Below are 13,902 nucleotides of genomic sequence, written 5' to 3' on the forward strand. Positions count from 1 at the left end.
TTTTTTGACGGATTCTATTTAAGGAGTCATAAATTGAGCGTTGAAGCGGCCAAGAATGCCCGAGAATTGCTTCTCAAGGAATACCGGGGAGTGCTCTCGACGCACTCCAAGGCGATGCCCGGTTTCCCGTTTGGCTCCGTGGTTCCGTACTGCCTGGACGAACAAGGCCGGCCGCTGATCCTTATCAGCCGTATCGCCCAGCACACGCATAACCTGCAGAAAGATCCGAAATGCTCACTGTTTGTGGGCGAGCGCGGAGCCGAAGATGTGCAAGCCGTTGGTCGCCTGACCTACCTCGCCGAAGCAGAAAAGCTCGAGGACGAGGCCGCCATCGAAGCGGCGGCTGATCGTTATTACCGCTATTTCCCTGATTCGCAGAGCTACCACAAGGCACATGATTTCGATTTCTGGGTGCTCAAACCGGTACGTCACCGTTACATCGGCGGCTTCGGCGCGATTCACTGGGTCGATCAGTTGACCCTGGCCAACCCGTTCGCCGGAAAGCCCGAAGCGAGCATGGTCGAACACATGAATGCCGATCACGCCAAAGCCATCGCCCACTACGTCGAGCTGGCAGGCCTGCCGAAAACCGAGCCGGCGCAATTGGCGGGTATCGACACCGAAGGCATGCACCTGCGCATCGGTCAGGGACTCTACTGGCTGCCGTTTCAAGCGCCGTGTAATACGCCGACACAAGTGCGCGAAGCCTTGGTTTTCCTGGCTCACGCCGAACATTGGCCGAAAAATGAAGTGGCCGACGCTTGAATTCACGAAACGGCGACGTCATCTAAGGAAGACTGGCAAGGCATTCTTGCGTTGAGGAACCATTTGATGCGCCCTTTTTTGTTGCTCTTTGTACTGTTTCCGGTGTTGGAGCTGTTCGTATTCGTCAAGGTGAGCGGGGCGATCGGGTTTTTCCCGGCCCTGCTGCTGGTGATTCTCGGCTCGATGCTCGGCGTGTTCGTGCTGCGTATCGCCGGTCTGGCCACTGCGCTGCGTGCCCGTGAAAGCCTGAACCGCGGCGAGCTGCCGGCCCAGACCATGCTTGAAGGTTTGATGCTGGCGCTGGCGGGTGGTCTGTTGATCCTGCCGGGCTTCGTCACCGACGTGCTGGGTCTGATCATGTTGCTGCCGATCTCTCGTCGGCTGTTGGCCAATAAAATGCGCCAGCGTGCCGAAGAGCAGGCGATCCGTCAGCGTGCATTCGCCGATGACCTTCAACCACGTGGCGGTCCTGTTCCGCGCGAGCCGCTGGGCCGTGAGCCTAACGTGATTGAAGGCGAGTTCGAGCACCGCGATAACAAGTAATCCGCTACAACGGCACGGCACCTTCGGGTGCCGTGTTCGTTTGTGGGGCAGCAACATGAAAAAATTTGCTTACTCGCCCTTGTAATAAGCTTATGCGCCCTTATGTAACGGTCACCGCAAGGTTTCTGGCGATTACGCCAGACAGACTTCCGCGGTTCGCTCGTCGAATCGCACCCGGCACCGCCGGATTTGTTAAACCCGCCGGGAATACACCGGCCGATGAAAACCACAATTAGGAGAGATCGACAATGAAGCTTCGTCCTCTGCATGACCGCGTCGTCGTCCGTCGCAGCGAAGAAGAAAAGAAAACCGCTGGCGGTATCGTCCTGCCAGGTTCGGCTGCTGAGAAGCCAAACCAGGGTGAAGTCCTCGCTGTAGGCCCGGGCAAAGTACTGGACAACGGTGAAGTGCGTGCGCTGTCCGTGAAAGTGGGTGACAAGGTTGTGTTCGGCCCGTACTCCGGCAGCAACACTGTGAAAGTCGACGGCGAAGACTTGCTGGTAATTGGCGAAAGCGAAATCCTCGCTGTTGTCGAAGGCTGATTCCCCGCTCATTTTCCCGTTACTACAAAGTATTTAAGGAATATCGATCATGGCTGCTAAAGAAGTTAAATTCGGCGATTCCGCCCGCAAGAAAATGCTCGCCGGTGTCAACGTCCTGGCTGACGCAGTAAAAGCGACCCTGGGCCCTAAAGGCCGTAACGTGATCATCGAGAAGAGCTTCGGCGCTCCGACCATCACCAAGGACGGCGTGTCCGTTGCCAAAGAAATCGAGCTGAAAGATCGCTTCGAAAACATGGGCGCGCAGCTGGTCAAAGACGTTGCCTCCCGTGCCAACGATGATGCAGGCGACGGCACCACCACCGCTACCGTTCTGGCTCAATCGATCGTCAACGAAGGCCTGAAAGCCGTCGCTGCCGGCATGAACCCGATGGACCTGAAGCGCGGTATCGACAAAGCGACCATCGCCATCGTCAAAGAGCTCAAAGCCCTGTCCAAGCCTTGCGCTGACACCAAGGCCATCGCTCAGGTCGGCACCATCTCGGCCAACTCCGACAACTCCATCGGCGACATCATTGCCGAAGCCATGGAAAAAGTCGGTAAAGAAGGCGTGATCACCGTTGAAGAAGGCTCGGGCCTGGAAAACGAACTGTCGGTTGTTGAAGGCATGCAGTTCGACCGTGGTTACCTGTCCCCGTACTTCGTCAACAAGCCAGAGACCATGACTGCCGAGCTCGACGGTCCGCTGATCCTGCTGGTCGACAAGAAAATCTCGAACATCCGTGAACTGCTGCCAGTACTGGAAGCCGTTGCCAAAGCAGGTCGTCCACTGTTGATCGTGAGCGAAGACGTTGAAGGCGAAGCCCTGGCGACTCTGGTTGTGAACAACATGCGCGGTATCGTCAAAGTGGTTGCCGTCAAGGCTCCAGGCTTTGGTGACCGTCGCAAGGCCATGCTGCAGGACATCGCTGTCCTGACCGGCGGTACCGTTATCTCCGAAGAGATCGGTCTGAGCCTGGAAAGCGCTACCCTGGAACACCTGGGTAATGCCAAGCGCGTAGCCGTAACCAAAGAAAACACCACCGTCATTGACGGCGCCGGCGTTGAAGCTGATATCCAGGCTCGCGTTCTGCAGATCCGTCAGCAAGTGGCTGACACTTCGTCCGACTACGACCGTGAAAAACTGCAAGAGCGTCTGGCCAAGCTGTCCGGCGGCGTTGCAGTGATCAAGGTTGGCGCTGGTTCCGAAGTTGAAATGAAAGAGAAGAAAGCCCGCGTTGAAGACGCCCTGCACGCAACCCGTGCAGCCGTTGAAGAAGGCGTGGTACCTGGCGGTGGCGTAGCGCTGATTCGCGCTCTGCAAGCCATCAGCGAACTGAAAGGCGACAACGCTGATCAGAACGTCGGTATTGCTGTACTGCGTCGCGCTATCGAATCGCCACTGCGTCAGATCGTTGCCAACTCCGGCGACGAGCCAAGCGTAGTCGTCGACAAGGTCAAGCAAGGTTCGGGTAACTTCGGTTACAACGCTGCTACCGGCGAATACGGCGACATGATCGAAATGGGCATCCTCGACCCTACCAAAGTGACTCGCTCTGCTCTGCAGGCTGCGGCGTCCATTGGTGGCTTGATGCTGACCACCGAAGCCATGATCGCTGATGCTCCGGACGACAAACCAGCTGGCGGCGGCATGCCAGACATGGGCGGTATGGGCGGCATGGGCGGCATGATGTAAGCCAGCCTTACCCTGTAACCCCTATAAAAAACCCCGCCTGCGAAAGCAGGCGGGGTTTTTTATTGCCCATCATTCAAGTCAAGGATCCGGCTCTGACCGTTTCTGCCTGGGTCACTCGATCAGCCTTGGAAACCGGGCGATAAAGGATGTAGTAGTAAGACCCCAGGCAAATCAGCCAGCAGAAAATCGCCGTCCACACATTGTGCGAAAAGAAGTGCGCTCCCTGCATCATCCGGCTGATGGAAAACACCGTGCCCAACGCGAAAGCGAACACAAACGCCTTGCGTGCCAGGCGCGGGCGACGGTCACGCAGGACAAAGAACAGCGCAAACAGTGTGAAACCAGTCGCCGCATGACCGCCGGGCCAGCAACGGCCAGGTTTATCGGTGTGCGGGCGAGGGCTGAGCAGTTCGCTATAGGTTTCGTGACCGCCGAACTGCTCAAGGCTCCATGGGCATTGAACGGCCGTCACCGCTTTGACTGGCGTGACAAAGGAAGTCGCCAGAGCCAGAGACAGCACCAGGCAGCCCAGTTCCCGTTTGATCGGTTTGAGCCTGTCCATGAAGAAGGAGGCGATGAAACCGAAGATGGCCAACACCGAAAAGGCGATGACTACTTGCTTGGCGCGGTCATGCAGGATGTTTTCGAGGAAGTAACTGTGCCGCCCGATGAAGTCACCCGCGACCGGGTCATAAAGCAGCTTGGCAAGGTCCATGTCCAAGGACGTCAGTTCGAGCAGCACCAGAATGATCGCCGCGATGGCGGGAACACCCAGGCACACCCAGAAATTGAGGGGGCGGGAGGCGGGGCGGACAGCAGTCGAAACCATGGCAGTTCCTTGGGCAGTGAAATGTTCTGAAAAGCGCAGCCGCGCGGAGTTTGAGCCTGATTCTGTCGCCAGCGTGTGAATCGATAGTGAAAAAGTCGTTAAAGTCTCCCCGGGGTTTTGGTGTGGATTTACAACTGCACGCAGCCCTAGCCCTCAGCCACACTTGGCCTTAAGCTGCGCGGGCCAAGACGGCCGTTACTGTGTACGGAGCAGATACCCATGCGAATTCTATTGGTTGAAGACAACCGCGATATCCTGGCCAATCTGGCCGATTACCTGGGGCTCAAAGGCTATACCGTGGATTGCGCGCAGGACGGTTTGTCAGGCTTGCACCTGGCGGCCACCGAGCATTACGACTTGATCGTACTCGACATCATGTTGCCGGGTATCGACGGCTACACCCTGTGCAAACGCCTGCGTGAAGACGCGCGCCGCGACACGCCGGTGATCATGCTCACCGCTCGCGATCAACTGGACGACCGGCTGCAAGGTTTCAAGTCCGGCGCCGATGACTACCTGATCAAACCCTTTGCCCTGTCTGAATTGGCGGCGCGCATCGAGGCGGTCATGCGTCGCGCCCAAGGTGGCGGCCGCCGCACCTTGCAGGTCGGCGATCTGATCTACGACCTCGATACCCTGGAGGTGACCCGCGAAGGACGTCTGCTGAAACTCAACCCGGTGGGCCTGAAGTTGCTGGCCGTATTGATGCAGAAAAGTCCTCACGTACTGCGCCGCGAAATTCTCGAAGAGGCGCTGTGGGGTGATGACTGCCCGGACAGTGACAGCCTGCGCAGCCACGTCCATCAATTACGCCAGGTGATCGACAAGCCGTTCACCAAACCGTTGCTGCAAACCGTGCACGGTGTGGGTTATCGCTTGGCTGAGGGCCGAGATGGAGTTTAAACAGAGCCTTGCTCATCGGATCATCATCGCCTTTGCGCTGATGAGCGCACTGGTCGCGGGAGCCTTTGCCATGGGCATTGTGGCGACCGTGCACCTGGTGGAAGAAAAACTGATATCGGCAGGGCTGGGGGGCGATTTACAACGTCTGTTGCTGATGGACAGCGTGTCGGACTGGAGTCACCGTCCCGAGCCGGACCAGATGTTCTATTTCAGCGGCGGGCCGGGCGACTTCGAACTCCCCAAGGACCTGCGGCACCTGGACCCGGGCTTTCACGAAGTGTTTCGCGAGCAGCTGTCGTATCACGCGATGGTCGAAGTCGTCGACGGCCGCCACTACGTGCTGTTGCAGGATCAGAGCGATTTCGAAGAGCGTGAACGGGTGCTGTTTGCCGTCGTGCTGGTGGGCTTCGTCCTGAGTCTGGCATTGGCAGTGTTTCTCGGCTGGGTACTGGCGCGCAAAGTGATGGCGCCCGTGGTGCGACTGGCCCGCCAGGTCCGTCACCGTGATCAATTATTGGGTCTGGCGCCACCGCTGGCGCCGGATTACGCCGCCGATGAAGTGGGCGAGTTGGCCGTGGCCTTCGATGCCACCCTCGGGCGCTTGCGCCAGGCGTTGACCCGCGAACGGATGTTCACCAGTGACGTCAGTCACGAACTGCGCACGCCATTGATGGTGCTGGCCAGCTCCTGCGAGCTGCTGCTGGAAAACCCCGGCATCGATCAGCGTGGACGTGCTCAGGTCGAGCGAATCGCCCGCGCCTGTGAAGAGATGCGCGAGCTGGTGCAAACCTTCCTGATGTTGGCCCGCGCACAGCGTGAAGACGCCGGCATGTCGCCCCACCAGACCCTGAGCCAGGTAGCCGATGGACTGCTCAATTTGTGGCGCGAGCCGATCGAGGCCAAGGGGCTGGCGCTGATCTTTGAGCCGGGCACTCCGGCAAACACCTGCTACAACGCAACCCTGCTGCACGCGGTCATGGGCAACCTGCTGCGTAACGCGCTGCATTACACCGAGCACGGGTTCATCCGCCTGACCCTGACGGCCACGGGTTTCATCGTCGAGGACAGCGGCGTGGGCATTCCAGAAGAAAAACGCGAGGCGATGTTCGAGCCCTTCGTGCGGGGCAATGAGAAACGCGGCGAGGGCCTGGGGTTGGGACTGTCGCTGGTGCAGCGGATCTGTGAAAACCAGGGTTGGAACGTCAGCCTGACGAACATGGAACCCAATGGTTGTCGTTTTCAGGTGGAGTTGTATCCGTCGGATGTGGACTGATCAACCTCTTGAAACGCAGGAGCCGGGAGCGATCGCTATCGCTCTGTAAAACCTCGAAATAATTTGAAGTTTTACATAACATTTTTTTCACAAAGGTATGACCTTACGCTGACACGGCGCTACCTATCGTGGGTGCCATCAACGGCTCAGGAGACCTTGTTGATGGACGGTCCGATCAAACTTGATTTTTCCGAAAAATACGACGATCAACACGCTAAACACTACCTGCGCAAACATAAGGATGGCCTTGGCCGCCGCCTGTCCCACTGGCGTGACGAGCAACTGGCGCGCAAAGCGCTGGCACTGGTCGGTGAGCCGGGTCTGGTCCTCGATTTGCCCTGTGGTGCGGGACGTTTCTGGCCATTGCTGGCGGAGAAAACCAATCGAGCCATCATCGGGGCTGACAACTCCGAGTCCATGCTGAAGATTGCCATGCAGGCGCAACCTGCCGATGTGGTGAAACGGGTACAGCCCTTGCACACTTCTGCATTCGACATTGCCTTACCTGGTAACGCCGTCGACAGCATTTTCTGCATGCGTTTGCTCCATCACATCGGTGAAGCCGAGCATCGACTGGCTATTTTGCGTGAGTTCGAGCGCGTCACCCGCGACAGCGTGATCCTTTCTTTGTGGGTGGACGGCAATTTCAAAGCGTGGAAACGCAAGCGCGCCGAGAAAACCCGTGGGCAGCAAGGTTACCAAAATCGATTTGTGTTACCGGCGGCTACGGTTGAAAAGGAATTCGAGCAGGTGGGTTTCCGTATCGAGGAACAACTGGATTTTTTACCGCTCTATGCCATGTGGCGGGTCTACGTATTACGCAAGAGGTAACAGAATGGCAGTGCAATGTGCAGCAGAAACGGACGTCGCTCCTCAAGTCCGCTTCGACTATTTCTGGAATCAGCGCGGTGAATGGGTAGAAGAACCCAACGTCCGTCGCGGAGGAGAAAGCGGCGTGCAGCGCGTCGTGAGCAGCAATGGACAGCTGCTTTACGTTAAACGTCAGACCGGGCATATCTATCGCAGCTGGCTGCACCCGTTTGGTCGGCCGACGGTGTTGCGCGAGCGCGATGCGCTCACACGCATGCATCTGCTCGACGTTCGTGTTCCGGAGATCGTTTTCTGCGGTGCTCAGCGCGATCCTGTACACAAATGGCGCGCATTGCTGGTGACCAAGTCGCTGGACGGATTTGAGGAAGTCGAGCATTGGTACGCTGGCGGCGGTCGCGAGCGTCACGGTGAGGCCGTGCATGATCGAGTGTTGAAGGATCTGGCCGAGAATCTGGTTCGGATGCACAAGGGGCGCTGGCAGCACAGCTGCCTCTACATCAAGCACGTATTCGTGCGCGTCACCGGCGAAGGCGAGACTGCAAAAGTCGAAGTGGCGTTGATCGATCTGGAGAAATGCCGGAAGCGTTTGACCGCCCTTCGCGCGGCGTCCAATGACATGAAACAACTGCGTCGCCACTCGTCATTCAGCACGACGGACTGGCAGAAACTCGTCTATTTTTATGAGACGGCGTTTGGCAGCGCTATCAAAGGTTTATAGCAATGAAACTCGAAATTGCACGAGTTGGGTTTTTGATAGGAGCCTTGGCAGTTGCTTCATTGGCGGTGGCGGCATGGGAGCAGCCCCGCACGCAAGTCCTCAGTTCAGTGAATGGCGACGCGCACTGTCCGTTGCCACGCGTTGCCAAGGCATCCGTGGCATCCCAACCCGATCATGATTTATTGCTGTTCATGTTCGGTCTTTCTCAAGGATTGAGGCCACAAAGTTGAACAGATTGAAGCCAAAATAAAAGGCCTCGCCAAATGCGAGGCCTTTTTTTTTGAATGATGCTGATCGGCGCTATGGCTTATCGGGTTTGGCCAGCACCGTGTAAACACAGGGCAACACGAACAGCGTAAACAATGTCCCGATCGACATCCCCGTGGCGATCACCGTGCCGATGTCGAACCGGCTGACGGCCCCCGCCCCCGTGGCGATGATCAACGGCACCATACCGAACACCATCGCAGCAGTGGTCATCAACACCGGACGCAGACGAATCGCCGCCGCTTCCTCCACGGCTTCGCGCGGCGAAAGGCCTTTGTCCTTGCGTAACTGGTTGGCGAATTCGACGATCAGGATGCCGTGCTTGCTGATCAGCCCGATCAACGTCACCAGGCCGACCTGGGTGTAGATGTTCATGCTCGACCAGCCGAGGAACAGCGGGATCAACGCGCCACAGATCGATAACGGCACGGTCACCAGAATCACCAGCGGATCGCGAAAGCTTTCGAATTGGGCGGCCAGGACCAGGAAAATGATCGCCAGTGCCAGGGCGAAGGTGACCCACAGCGCACTGCCTTCCTGGACGTATTGCCGTGATGCGCCGGCATAGTCGAAGGCATAACCCACCGGTGCCTCTTCCCGAGCGATCTGGCGCACGGTGTCGATGGCTTCACCCATGCTGACCAGCGGCACCCCGGACAGGATGCCCGAATTGAGTTGCTGGAACTGGTTCAACTGCCGTGGTCGCGCCCGGTCGGTCACCGTGATCAGGGTCGACAGGGCCAGCAATTCGCCTTGGGTGTTCTTGACGTAATAATTGTTCAGCCAGTCGGGGTTATCCCGGAAAGGCCGTTCGACCTGAGCGATGACTTTGTAGCTGCGACCTTCAATGGTGAAACGGTTGATCTCCGCCTCACCCAGCAACGTCGCGAGTGTCCCGCCAAGATCCTGCATGGAAACACCCATCTGTGCGGCCTTGGCACGATCGATATCCACCACCACTTCGGGCTTGTCGAATGCCAGGTCGAGGTCGACGAAGGCGAACTTGCCGGATTCCATTGCCCGCTTTTTCACCCGGTCGGCCACTTGCAGCAGTGACTCGTAATCGTTGGCGGAACTGATGACGAACTGAAACGGCAGCCCCTCGCCGGTGCCCGGCAGGGAGGGCAGGTTGAAGCCGAAGATCTGCAGCCCGGAAATGCTCTCCAGTTTGCGCTGGACCTCGGGCAGGATTTCCATCTGAGTGCGGCTGCGTTCGTTCCACGGTTTGAGCAGGAAGCCGCCGATGCCCGATTGCACGCCGTTGAAACCGTTGATCTGGAACGACGAGTAGTACTCGGGAAACGTTTTGAAGATCGTGACGAACTCGTCGGTGTAGGTGCTCAGGTAGTCGAGGTTGGCCGGTTGCGGGGCGTTGGCTATCATGAAAATGATGCCCTGGTCCTCGTCGGGCGCCAGTTCCGACTCGGTGAATTTGAGCAGCACCGGAATCAGGCACAGCACGATCACCGCGAACACCAGCACCACCGGCCGGGTGTTCAGGGTTGCGTGCAGCATGCTTTGGTAACGGCGCTTGAGACCTTCGAATATCAGGTCCAGTCGATGGGCCAGGCCGCTGGGATTTTCGTCATGACGCAGCAAGAAGGCGCACATCATCGGCGACAGAGTCAGGGCGACGATGCCAGAGATCACCACCGCCCCGGCCAGGGTCAGGGCGAATTCCTTGAACAGCGCCCCCGTCAGCCCCGTCAGGAAGCCGATCGGCGCATAGACCGCCGCCAGGGTGATGGTCATCGAGACCACCGGCATGGCGATTTCCCGGGCGCCTTCGATGGCCGCATCCAACGGCGTCTTGCCTTCTTCGATGTGCCGGTGAATGTTCTCCACCACGACGATGGCGTCGTCCACCACTAGGCCGATGGCCAATACCATCGCCAGCAACGTCAGCAGGTTGATTGAGTAGCCCATCATCTGCATGAAGAACATCACGCCGATCATCGACAGCGGGATGGTGACCACCGGGATCACCACCGAACGCAGCGCGCCGAGGAACAGGAACACCACCACGATGACGATCAGCACCGCTTCAAACAGGGTTTTCACCACTTCGTCGATTGAGGCCTGGATGAACAGCGTGGCGTCGTAGGCGATTTCACCTTTGAGGTTCGGCGGCAGTTGGGCTTCCAGGTCCGGCATGATCTTGCGCACTTCCCTGATCACGTCCAGCGGGTTGGCGCCAGGCGTGGCCTTGATGCCGATGTACACCGAAGGCGTGCCGCCGAAAGAACTGATCGAGTCGTAGTTTTCCGCGCCCATTTCAACGCGCGCCACATCGCTGAGCAGCACGCGACTGTCGCCCTCGACCTTGAGCGGAATCGCGGCGAAGGCTTCAGCGGATTTGAGCTCAGTGTTGGCGTTGATGCTGGTGACGACGTACTCGCCTTTCACTTCGCCGGCGGCGGAGAGGAAGTTGTACTTGCGCACCGCATCGGTCACGTCGCTGGCACTCAGGCCGAAACCGGCCAGCTTGACCGGGTCCAGCCACAGGCGCATGGCGAACACCTGGTTGCCGAGAATCTCGGCTTCGGCCATGCCCGGCAGGGTCGCCAGTTTCGGCTGGATGACCCGCGACAGGTAGTCGGTAATCTGCGGGTTGCTCAGCTCCTTGCTGAAGAAGCTGATGTACATCAGTGCCGAGGCGTCGGCGGCTTCCTTGCTCAGTACCGGGTCTTCGGCGTCCTGGGGCAGCTGGTTTTTCACCTCGTTGGCCTTGGCCAGCAATTCGGTGAACAAGCGGTCGCTGTTGGCGCCAATGCGCGCGTAGATCGAGATGACCGAGAAGTTCTGGCGACTGACCGACGTCATGTAGTCGATACCCTCGGCGCTGGCCAGACTCTGCTGCATCGGTTGGGTGATGTAGCCCTGGATGGTCTCGGCATTGGCCCCGGGGTAAGCGGTGGTGACCGTGATCAGGGCGTTTTCCATTTGCGGATATTGGCGCAGCGGCAACTTGCTCCAGGCCTGGAAGCCCAGCAGCACAATCAACAGGCTGACCACGGTGGCGAGCACCGGGCGGCGGATGAACGGGTCGGTAAAAGCCATGGGGATTCCTTGATCAGTCAACGCGAGGCTGACTGCTCTTCTCGGCTAGTGTCTTGTCGTCGCTGATCGCGATATGTGCGCCGTTGTCCAGTTTGATCTGGCCGGCCGTGACCACTTTTTCACCGTTCTGCACGCCCTTGGTGATCATCACCACACCGTCGCGGCGCTCGCCGGTTTCAATGAAACGCCGTTCGGCGATCAGAATGGGCTCGCCCTTATCGTCCTTTGCGACGTTGCCGTCTTCGGCTTTTTTCTGCGCGACAACATAGAGCGAATTGCCGTACAGCGTGTAGGTGATCGCGCTTTCCGGCACGACGATGCGCGGCTGCGGGTCGGGCAACAACACTTGCAGGCTGGCGAACATTCCCGGCAACAGTTTGCTGTCGGGGTTGGCCAGGGTCGCGCGGACCTGGACGTTGCGAGTGCTGTTTTCGACTTTTGGGTTGATTGCACTGATGGTCCCGGGGAAGTTCTGCGCCGGGTAGGCCGAGACAATGATCTGTACCGGTTGGCCGATGGCGATCTTCGGCACCGACTGCTCGGGCACGAAGAAGTCGACGTAAAGGCTGCTGAGGTCTTGCAGGGTGGCGATCATGGTGCCGCTGGCCACGTAGTCACCAACGTCCACCTGACGAATGCCGATGGTTCCGCTGAACGGCGCGACGATGCGTTTTTTCTCGAGCGAAGCCTTGAGCTGATTGACCGTGGCCTTGTTCTTTTTGAATGCCGCCGAGAGTCGGTCGAATTCGCCTTTGGAGATCGCCTGGCTGCCTACCAGTTGGCTGCCGCGGTTGTAATCCACTTGGGCCAGTCCGAGGTCGGCGAGGGCGGTTTCCAGCAGGGCGGTTTCCACGGCGCTATCGAGTTGGACGATCGGCTGGCCGGCCTTGACCTTCTGCCCCGACTGGAATTGCACATTGGTGACGGTGCCGGCGATCTCCAGGCTCAGGTCGACGCCTTGCAGCGCCTTGAGAGTGCCGACGGTTGGCAGGCGAGCCTGCCACGGCCGTTCGGTGGCGGTGGCCACGGCGACACTGATCGGCGGTTTCGGCGCAGCAAAGCCCTGAATCATCGTATAGATGGAGAAGGCTTTATAACCGGCCAGGACCAGCACGATCAGCAGAACAACACCCAGCATGATCAGCATGCGGCGACGCAGCATATTTCCACTTCCTTGGAGAAAATCAGGTGAGACAGTTGGGCACATTACTCCGAGAGTGGCAGTGAATCCAACTGCCACTTATTACAGGATGGCGCAAAACCTGTAGGAGCGAAGCTTGCTCGCGAAAGCGGTGTGTCAGTCAACTGAAATACCGACTGATACATCGCTTTCGCCAGCAAGCTCGGCTCCTACAAGGGCAGGGCGAGATCAGATGAGATGCAGGTGGTTGTCCCAGAGCCCTGCGGGCAGCTCCAGTGGTTTTGCTACAAGATCTGTCTGGCGGCAATCGTAGTACCGGCATCGCCCCTGACCCGAGGTCACGACAAAACCATCGGCCACCGCACCGACTCCGGCACAATCGGGAAGCGGCGCGTCCAGGCGCACTTCACCGCTGTCCAGGTCCCAGATGAAAAAGCGATTGCCCCGTGGCGCGGTCAACGCGACCAGGCGCAGTTCGCTGTGCACCGCGACGCTGGCGGTGTAATGCCCCATGGCCTGCAACTGATGCTCAGGCACCGGGAAGGCCACGAATGGCTGACCGGGCCGCTTGATCGCCAGCAGCTGCGAAGACTCGTGAGACGGCCCCATGAACTGCTGGCCGGCGACGATGGTGCCGTCGCTGGCAATCCCCAAATGACGCACGCTGTTCATCTGCTGGGTGAGGGTTTCCTTGCTCAGCAGGGTGCCGTCGCGTTGCATCAGGACCAGACTCGGTTCCATGGCGTTGAGGTTCATCTCGACGCGGCTTTCGGCCTCGGTGCGAATGCCGCCGTTGGCGACCACCAGGGTTTCACCATCGGGCATCCACGACACCTGATGCGGGCCGACGCCGTGGGTGGGGATCTCGCCGCTGTGGATAAGTTGCTCACCTTCGAACTTATACACACCCAGCAAGCCACGACCCGGATCGGTGGTGTCGTTCTCGGTGGCGTACAGCCAGTCGCCGCTCTGGTGAATCACCGCGTGGCCGTAGAAGTGCCGGTTCGGCCGTGAGACCACGGTTTGCAGCAGCGTGCCGTCGCGCAGGTCGATCAGGTAACTCTCGGTGCCTGGTCGACGGGCGACGAACAGCGCAATCGGCAGCGTCGGGTGGTTGATGATGTCGTGACAACGCTGGCCGACCTGGGTGGCAAACACCCGGGTGCCGTCCAGCCGGTATCCGACAGCGTAATGTTTGCCGTCGGTATCGTCCCGTGCCGAGAGCAGCAGCGGGCTTTTGTCCTTCTGCTTGAACAGCGTCCAGCCGCCCAGCGTCACCGCACCCAGCAGCAAACTACCTAACGTCAGAGCCTGGCGTCGCAGCATGGAACTTGCCC

At 58.8% G+C, this 13,902-nt stretch carries 13 protein-coding genes; 9 read left to right on the top strand and 4 right to left on the bottom strand.

Going from position 1 to position 13,902, the window contains the following annotated elements; translation table 11 throughout:
- Nucleotides 1–33: 33 nt before the first annotated feature.
- The 4 genes from ACYZTU_RS07195 to groL all read left to right on the top strand — a co-directional run bounded on the left by ACYZTU_RS07195 (nt 34) and on the right by groL (nt 3,543).
- Nucleotides 34–765: a HugZ family pyridoxamine 5'-phosphate oxidase gene (locus ACYZTU_RS07195; RefSeq protein WP_461969034.1), complete on the top strand. Its 732-nt coding sequence runs from the start codon at nt 34–36 to the stop codon at nt 763–765.
- Between the two features lie 66 nt (nt 766–831).
- Complete coding sequence (locus ACYZTU_RS07200; RefSeq protein ID WP_282375384.1) at nt 832–1,308, top strand: FxsA family protein; 477 nt, start codon at nt 832–834, stop codon at nt 1,306–1,308.
- 248 nt (nt 1,309–1,556) lie between these two features.
- Entirely contained in the window at nt 1,557–1,850 is a 294-nt protein-coding gene (locus ACYZTU_RS07205) for a co-chaperone GroES (RefSeq protein ID WP_007948593.1), read from the top strand.
- A 49-nt stretch (nt 1,851–1,899) separates the two neighbouring features.
- Nucleotides 1,900–3,543, top strand: coding sequence for a chaperonin GroEL (gene groL / locus ACYZTU_RS07210; RefSeq protein ID WP_129438004.1), 1,644 nt, complete (start codon nt 1,900–1,902; stop codon nt 3,541–3,543).
- Nucleotides 3,544–3,616: 73 nt separating this feature from the next.
- Here the strand turns inward: groL and ACYZTU_RS07215 are convergent, their stop codons facing one another.
- Nucleotides 3,617–4,372 carry a phosphatase PAP2 family protein gene (locus tag ACYZTU_RS07215; RefSeq protein WP_461969036.1) on the bottom strand — a complete coding sequence of 252 codons (756 nt, stop codon included), beginning with the start codon at nt 4,370–4,372 and terminating at the stop codon, nt 3,617–3,619.
- Between the two features lie 219 nt (nt 4,373–4,591).
- On the opposite strand from ACYZTU_RS07215, the gene colR reads away from it, so the two are divergent.
- The 5 genes from colR to ACYZTU_RS07240 all read left to right on the top strand — a co-directional run bounded on the left by colR (nt 4,592) and on the right by ACYZTU_RS07240 (nt 8,327).
- Nucleotides 4,592–5,275, top strand: a complete 684-nt coding sequence (gene colR, locus ACYZTU_RS07220; RefSeq protein ID WP_461969038.1) for a two-component system response regulator ColR — start codon at nt 4,592–4,594, stop codon at nt 5,273–5,275.
- Nucleotides 5,265–6,548: a sensor histidine kinase gene (locus tag ACYZTU_RS07225; RefSeq protein ID WP_461969040.1), complete on the top strand. Its 1,284-nt coding sequence runs from the start codon at nt 5,265–5,267 to the stop codon at nt 6,546–6,548. The genes colR and ACYZTU_RS07225 overlap by 11 nt, the downstream gene beginning before the upstream one ends.
- A gap of 162 nt (nt 6,549–6,710) precedes the next feature.
- Nucleotides 6,711–7,379 carry a class I SAM-dependent methyltransferase gene (locus ACYZTU_RS07230; protein ID WP_461969042.1) on the top strand — a complete coding sequence of 223 codons (669 nt, stop codon included), beginning with the start codon at nt 6,711–6,713 and terminating at the stop codon, nt 7,377–7,379.
- 4 nt (nt 7,380–7,383) lie between these two features.
- A complete protein-coding gene (locus tag ACYZTU_RS07235) occupies nt 7,384–8,097 on the top strand; it encodes a lipopolysaccharide kinase InaA family protein (RefSeq protein ID WP_461969044.1) in 714 nt (237 codons plus the stop codon).
- Nucleotides 8,098–8,099: 2 nt separating this feature from the next.
- Complete coding sequence (locus tag ACYZTU_RS07240; protein WP_282375393.1) at nt 8,100–8,327, top strand: hypothetical protein; 228 nt, start codon at nt 8,100–8,102, stop codon at nt 8,325–8,327.
- 70 nt (nt 8,328–8,397) lie between these two features.
- Here ACYZTU_RS07240 and ACYZTU_RS07245 read toward each other — a convergent pair whose 3' ends face one another.
- The 3 genes from ACYZTU_RS07245 to ACYZTU_RS07255 all read right to left on the bottom strand — a co-directional run bounded on the left by ACYZTU_RS07245 (nt 8,398) and on the right by ACYZTU_RS07255 (nt 13,891).
- Nucleotides 8,398–11,424 carry a multidrug efflux RND transporter permease subunit gene (locus ACYZTU_RS07245; protein ID WP_461969046.1) on the bottom strand — a complete coding sequence of 1,009 codons (3,027 nt, stop codon included), beginning with the start codon at nt 11,422–11,424 and terminating at the stop codon, nt 8,398–8,400.
- 13 nt (nt 11,425–11,437) lie between these two features.
- Nucleotides 11,438–12,586 (bottom strand): efflux RND transporter periplasmic adaptor subunit, encoded by a 1,149-nt coding sequence (locus tag ACYZTU_RS07250; protein ID WP_461969048.1) that lies wholly within the window; start codon nt 12,584–12,586, stop codon nt 11,438–11,440.
- A 207-nt stretch (nt 12,587–12,793) separates the two neighbouring features.
- Nucleotides 12,794–13,891 (bottom strand): DUF1513 domain-containing protein, encoded by a 1,098-nt coding sequence (locus ACYZTU_RS07255; protein WP_461969050.1) that lies wholly within the window; start codon nt 13,889–13,891, stop codon nt 12,794–12,796.
- Nucleotides 13,892–13,902: the final 11 nt, after the last annotated feature.

It is taken from the genome of Pseudomonas sp. HLT2-19-2 (assembly GCF_054898005.1).

What these genes read in the sequence shown, in the direction of transcription:
- ACYZTU_RS07200 (WP_282375384.1), top strand. Translation starts at nt 832, where the DNA reads ATGCGCCCTTTTTTGTTGCTCTTTGTACTGTTTCCGGTGTTGGAGCTG.
- ACYZTU_RS07205 (WP_007948593.1), top strand. Translation starts at nt 1,557, where the DNA reads ATGAAGCTTCGTCCTCTGCATGACCGCGTCGTCGTCCGTCGCAGCGAA.
- groL (WP_129438004.1), top strand. Translation starts at nt 1,900, where the DNA reads ATGGCTGCTAAAGAAGTTAAATTCGGCGATTCCGCCCGCAAGAAAATG.
- ACYZTU_RS07215 (WP_461969036.1), bottom strand. Translation starts at nt 4,372, where the DNA reads ATGGTTTCGACTGCTGTCCGCCCCGCCTCCCGCCCCCTCAATTTCTGG.
- colR (WP_461969038.1), top strand. Translation starts at nt 4,592, where the DNA reads ATGCGAATTCTATTGGTTGAAGACAACCGCGATATCCTGGCCAATCTG.
- ACYZTU_RS07225 (WP_461969040.1), top strand. Translation starts at nt 5,265, where the DNA reads ATGGAGTTTAAACAGAGCCTTGCTCATCGGATCATCATCGCCTTTGCG.
- ACYZTU_RS07230 (WP_461969042.1), top strand. Translation starts at nt 6,711, where the DNA reads ATGGACGGTCCGATCAAACTTGATTTTTCCGAAAAATACGACGATCAA.
- ACYZTU_RS07235 (WP_461969044.1), top strand. Translation starts at nt 7,384, where the DNA reads ATGGCAGTGCAATGTGCAGCAGAAACGGACGTCGCTCCTCAAGTCCGC.
- ACYZTU_RS07240 (WP_282375393.1), top strand. Translation starts at nt 8,100, where the DNA reads ATGAAACTCGAAATTGCACGAGTTGGGTTTTTGATAGGAGCCTTGGCA.
- ACYZTU_RS07245 (WP_461969046.1), bottom strand. Translation starts at nt 11,424, where the DNA reads ATGGCTTTTACCGACCCGTTCATCCGCCGCCCGGTGCTCGCCACCGTG.
- ACYZTU_RS07250 (WP_461969048.1), bottom strand. Translation starts at nt 12,586, where the DNA reads ATGCTGCGTCGCCGCATGCTGATCATGCTGGGTGTTGTTCTGCTGATC.
- ACYZTU_RS07255 (WP_461969050.1), bottom strand. Translation starts at nt 13,891, where the DNA reads ATGCTGCGACGCCAGGCTCTGACGTTAGGTAGTTTGCTGCTGGGTGCG.